The following is a 5900-nucleotide window of genomic DNA, read 5'->3' as shown; positions in this document are numbered from 1 at the left end:
CCGGGGGTTGGTGAACCGGGGGTTGGTGAACCGGGGGTTGGGCGAAGCATTCGCGTTGAAACTTTGGTAGAAAACCGATCAATTTGGGCGCGAATGCTTCGCCCCTACGAATGCATCTGCATCTCTATCGTCCTTGTTTAGAAGAGGCGATCGCAACAATACCAATGCCTAATCACTAAATATAGGGTTAACCCGAATGATGTATCCTTATATATGGGGTAAAAAGGTTGATCCGCTTATCATGAACGTGAGCGATCGCGCCCGTTATCAATAGCCCGATCCTATCGCCCCTTAACTGAATCCTTATCTGTGTAAGTTCTATGTCCTTCGTCGGTCTACATATTCACAGTGACTACAGCTTACTTGATGGCGCGTCCCAGCTACCGCAATTAGTGGATCGGGCGGTGGAATTGGGTATGAGTGCGATCGCACTGACGGATCATGGGGTAATGTACGGCGCGATCGAGTTGATTAAAGTCTGTCGGGGGAAAGGGATTAAGCCGATTATCGGCAATGAAATGTATGTGATTAATGGGGATATTCAGGATAAGACGAAGAAGAAACAGCGCAAATACCATCAAGTTGTCTTAGCTAAAAATACCCAAGGCTATAAAAATTTAGTCAAACTGACGACAATTTCTCATCTGAAAGGAATCCAAGGAATAGGAATTTTTCAGCGTCCTTGTATTAACAAAGAATTACTTAAACAGTACCGTGATGGATTAATCGTCACCAGTGGTTGTTTAGGCGGAGAAGTCCCCCAAGCGATTCTCAAGGGTGACGTGCAAAAAGCGCGAGAACTTGCCAAATGGTATAAAGAGGTTTTTGGCGACGATTATTATCTAGAAATTCAAGATCATGGGTCGATTGAAGACCGGATTGTTAACGTAGAAATTGTTGAAATTGCCCGTGAATTAGAGATTAAAATCGTCGCGACGAATGACTCCCATTTTATCTCTTGTTACGATGTCGAAGCCCACGATGCCTTACTCTGTATGCAGACGAGTAAATTAATTGCAGAAGACAAGCGGATGCGCTACTCCGGTACCGAGTATCTCAAGTCCGCAGAGGAGATGGCACAGCTATTTCGAGATCATTTGCCCTTCGGAGTGATCCAAGAGGCGATCGCGAATACTCTGGAGGTAGCTGAAAAGGTTAAACGTTACGACATTATGGGGGAACCGCGCATCCCCGATTACCCGGTTCCCCAGGGTCATAGCGCCAATAGTTACTTAGAAGAAGTCACTTGGAATGGACTATTAAATCGCATGGGATGCCGTTCTCGCAGTGACATTGATCCCGTCTATAAAGAACGGCTGGAATATGAGCTGAAAATGATGCAAGAGATGGGATTTTCTACCTATTTTCTAGTCGTGTGGGATTATATTAAATATGCCAGAGATCAGAAAATTCCCGTGGGTCCGGGACGGGGTTCAGCAGCGGGTTCTTTAGTTGCCTATTCCCTGAGAATTACTAATATTGATCCAGTGCATCATGGGCTTTTGTTTGAGCGCTTTCTCAATCCAGAACGGAAGTCTATGCCGGATATTGATACCGATTTCTGTATTGAACGCCGGGATGAGGTGATTGAGTATGTCACCCGGAAATATGGGGCAGATCGGGTGGCACAAATTATTACCTTTAACCGGATGACCTCGAAAGCCGTATTAAAAGATGTCGCCAGGGTTTTGGGTGTTCCTTATGGGGAATCGGATCGGATGGCGAAAATGATTCCAGTTTCACGGGGAAAACCTACGAAGTTAAAGGTAATGATTTCTAAGGACACACCCTCACCAGAGTTTAGAGATGCTTACTTAAATAACCCCGAAGTGCAGCGCTGGCTGGATATGGCAATTCGGATTGAAGGAACCAATAAAACCTTTGGCGTTCACGCGGCGGGGGTGGTGATTTCTGCCGAACCTTTAGATGAAATTGTTCCCTTGCAGGTGAATAATGAAGGAGCGGTGATTACCCAGTATTTTATGGAAGACTTAGAATCTCTGGGACTGTTGAAGATGGATTTTCTAGGTCTTAAAAATTTAACCACCATTCAAAAAGCGGCGGAATTGATTCGCAAAAATAAAGATCTCACCTTAGATCTCGATCACTTACCCCTGGCTGAACGGAAGGCGTTTCAGATTTTGGCAAAGGGGGAATTTAAGAAAATCCCGGATGATATAAAACTGACCTATCAGCTTTTAGAGAAAGGCGAGTTAGAGGGAATTTTTCAGTTAGAATCCTCTGGGATGCGCCAGGTGGTGCGGGAGCTAAAACCGTCGAGTATTGAAGATATTTCTTCGATTTTGGCATTGTATCGCCCCGGACCTTTGGATGCGGGTCTGATCCCTAAATTTATTAACCGGAAACACGGGAAAGAAAAGGTTGAGTACCAACATCCGCTATTAGAGCCAATCCTAAAAGAAACCTATGGTACGCTTTGTTATCAAGAGCAGATCATGAAAATGGCTCAGGATTTGGCGGGGTATTCCCTGGGTCAAGCGGATTTGCTACGGCGTGCCATGGGAAAGAAGAAAGTTTCAGAAATGCAAAAACATCGAGACATTTTTATTGATGGTGCGGCGAAAAATGGTGTAGCGAAGCGAATTGCGGAAGAGTTATTCGAGCAGATGATACTATTTGCTGAATATTGCTTGAGTTATGACACGCAGATTCTCACGGTTGAATATGGCGCTGTGGCGATTGGGGAAATAGTAGAAAAGGGAATTGATTGTACGGTTTATAGTGTGGATGAGCATGGCTATGTTTACACCCAACCCATTGTACAATGGCATAATCGTGGCGAACAAGAGGTGTTTGAATATCTGTTAGAGGATGGTTCGACAATTCGGGCGACAAAAGACCATAAGTTTATGACAGATAAGGGTCAAATGTTACCGATTGATCAGATATTTGAGCAAGGATTGGAGTTGAAGCAGGTGGAGGTATTGCAACCTGTTTTTTAAGCAGGGAAAAGGTAGAAGGTCAAGTAAAGTGAACCAGGTTCGCGCCAAACTGAATACTTCGCCACTTTCGTGTCTCTCTAGGAGATATAACCAATGATTGCTCAAGCTCAACTCCAACTGATGACTCCCCAAGACTATCTGGAATGGGAAGAGCAACAACCTATAAAATACGAATATATCAACGGGGAAGTTTATGCCATGACAGGCGGGACTATCCCCCACAATGACATTGCCTTAAACCTTGCCTCTGCCTTTAAAAACCATCTGAGAGGGAAAGGCTGTAAAGTCCAAATAGCGGATGCTAAAGTCGGGATTTCAACCAAAGGTCCCTTTCACTATCCCGATGTCATGGTGAGTTGTGACCCACGCGATCAAAAAGCTAGAAAAATTATCTATCATCCTTGTTTAATCGTAGAAGTTTTATCGCCCAGTACAGAAGCGTTTGATCGAGGTAAAAAATTCAAACATTATCGTCGGATTGAGACCCTAAAAGAATATATTCTCATCGATTCTGAAAAAATGAGTATCGAGTGCTATCGCCTTAATGAAAGAAACAAATGGGAACTGACCTCTTATTCTCTTGAGGAAGCCGCAGATACTCAATCGGAATTGAATGTTGAATTTACCAGCATTAATTTCCAGTGTCCCATCTCTTTGGTTTATGAAGATGTAGTCTTTCCTGAAGAAAGTATAGAGTGAACAGTATATCCAAGCTCGATTCCCTACTTCTCTAATAAGTTATCAATGTAAATCAACCGAAAATCCCTACGTTAGGGACAATCGCGATTAGAAATAGTTCTATCGGGTAAAGTGGTATTACAGAATACTGCACCGGTTAAATCGGCATCTTGTAAGTTAGCACGACTTAGGTCAACATCCCAGAGGTTGGCTTCGCGCAAATCAGCATCAGTTAAAAAGCTATTACTCAAATTAGCACCTCTGAGGTAAGCGCCATTTAAATTTGCATTATTAAGTCTGGCATTACTCAGGTTAGCTTCTCTGAGATTAGCGGCTTGCAGATTAGCACCATTGAGTCGAGCATTATCCAGATTAGCACGTCTGAGATCCGCGCCTCTGAGTTCGGCTAAGGTGAGAATCGATTGAGACAGATTAGCTTCACTCAAGTTGGCTAAACTTAACAGTGTTTGGGTTAAGTTCGCACCAATGAGAGTAGCATTACTTAAGTTAGCCGCTTTGAAGTTGGCTTCTCTGAGATCTGCACCCCTGAGATCTGCACCACCCAGAAAGGCGCGAGTTAGATCAGCATTTTTTAAGTCAGCGTTACTGAGGTTGGCATTAATCAGGTCAGCATATTTGAGGTTAGCATCACTGAGAGTCGCTTGGGTGAGGTTAGCTTGACTCAAGTCAGCGTATGTCAAAATACTTTGACTCAGGTTACTATTACTCAGATCGGCATTTGTCAAGTCACAGGTAGAACATTCGCCAGTCTCTTGTAACTGTTTCAGATGGTCAGGATTTTCCGCGTTTAGGGGAGTGGCTGACAAAAAGGGCGTTAGGAGTAAGAAGATCGGCAGAATGTTGAGTTTCATCTGATTGGTGATTAGGGATTCTTCCATGACACAACCACAAACCCAATCCTATAGGTATTTTTCGGTAATCTGGGCAGAAGCGATCGCAAAAATTCAGCAATTTCACTGATTCTAACTCCTAGAGTAACGGATTATGCTTAAAAAGCAAGGACAAGGAAGCAAACTCTCAGTTTTAGATGCAGTTACCTGGTAGCTATCTTTAGCTGCCAGGATTTTCCTTTAGATTGCTTAATTTTTTAGACGCCTTGGTTCTGTGGGAGCGGGTAAGTCTCTTCCTTTGAAGAATTATCCCGGCTCAAAAATCCCTATCAAGACTGAGGCGATCGCTAATTGTTATCGGTCAAAATAAAGCTAATTACTGAGAACTCACAGTTAGTCTACTCCTCTAGACTTATGCCTAAAGATACTTACCAACAATCACTCGAAGCTGCTACCGCCAGATATCACGCTTTATTATGCCAAAGCTATAGTCAACTCAGTTTGGAGGACAAAATCTTTCTGGAAAATTTCCGCTATTATAAACAAATGTCCTTGAATCAGGTGGTTCAAGCCTTAGACGCTCAACTGAGGCAGATTCAAGGTAAGGATTATTGGAGTACCCGTCAAAATACTAAGCTATTTAATTGTAGTATCGACCGATAAGCTCCGAAAAAATATTATTTGATCCAAGGGTTGGGGGAGAGGGCGACCGAGCAAATTGAGTATTACCTGCGCATCCGCCTGGGAATCAATTCCCAGGCTCATAGCCAAAGTCGTCTTCAGACGACTCAGCAATAATACCAGCTCATCCCGATTATCAGGATATAATTACATTTAGAAGAATGATGATGTATTATTCAGTCCGTTTAAACGGACTTTAACTATGAGCCTTGAAATTGATTTCAAGGCGGTGTGACAGCGTGGTAATAAATCCAATCAATATACTAACGGGATGTAAATTAATTGAAGATGGTGTGACAGCGTGGTAATAAATCAAATCAATATGTTAACGGGATGGAAATTAATTGAAGATGGTGTGACAGCGTGGTAATAAGTGCCAATCAATATGTTATCATTGGTGGAAATTAATTGAAGATGGTGTGACAGCAGGGCAATAAATCCAATCAATATATTAACGGGATGTAAATTGATTAAAGATGGTGTGACAGCGTGGTAATAAATCCAATCAATATGTTAACGGGATGGAAATTAATTGAAGATGGTGTGACAGCGTGGGAATAAGTCCCAAACAAAATGTTAACATTGGTGCAAATTAATTGAAGAGGGTGTGACAGCGTGGTAATAAGTCCCAATCAATATGTCATCATTGGTGGAAATTAATTGAAGATGGTGTGACAGCAGGGCAATAAATCAAATCAATATGTTATCATTGGTGGAAATTTATTTC

General features: G+C 42.6%; 4 protein-coding genes. 3 read left to right on the top strand and 1 reads right to left on the bottom strand.

What is annotated here, in order from left to right; genetic code table 11:
- The first annotated feature begins 320 nt into the window (after positions 1 to 320).
- Positions 321 to 2963 carry a DNA polymerase III subunit alpha gene (locus tag RIM23_RS06045; protein ID WP_446365343.1) on the top strand — a complete coding sequence of 881 codons (2643 nt, stop codon included), beginning with the start codon at positions 321 to 323 and terminating at the stop codon, positions 2961 to 2963.
- A 93-nt stretch (positions 2964 to 3056) separates the two neighbouring features.
- Positions 3057 to 3662 carry a Uma2 family endonuclease gene (locus RIM23_RS06040; RefSeq protein ID WP_446365341.1) on the top strand — a complete coding sequence of 202 codons (606 nt, stop codon included), beginning with the start codon at positions 3057 to 3059 and terminating at the stop codon, positions 3660 to 3662.
- Between the two features lie 71 nt (positions 3663 to 3733).
- On the opposite strand, the gene RIM23_RS06035 is transcribed toward RIM23_RS06040, so the two are convergent.
- A complete protein-coding gene (locus RIM23_RS06035; protein ID WP_446365339.1) occupies positions 3734 to 4540 on the bottom strand; it encodes a pentapeptide repeat-containing protein in 807 nt (268 codons plus the stop codon).
- Between the two features lie 366 nt (positions 4541 to 4906).
- Here RIM23_RS06035 and RIM23_RS06030 point away from each other — a divergent pair, with 366 nt between their 5' ends.
- Positions 4907 to 5155: a hypothetical protein gene (locus RIM23_RS06030; RefSeq protein WP_446365337.1), complete on the top strand. Its 249-nt coding sequence runs from the start codon at positions 4907 to 4909 to the stop codon at positions 5153 to 5155.
- The last annotated feature ends 745 nt before the right edge of the window (positions 5156 to 5900 follow it).

The sequence above is a fragment of the Coleofasciculus sp. G3-WIS-01 genome (assembly GCF_040223135.1).
In the GTDB taxonomy this organism is placed as follows: Bacteria; Cyanobacteriota; Cyanobacteriia; order Cyanobacteriales; family Coleofasciculaceae; genus Coleofasciculus.
Note: the sequence above shows the minus strand (reverse complement) of the source record. Positions and strands in the feature narration are given on the sequence as shown.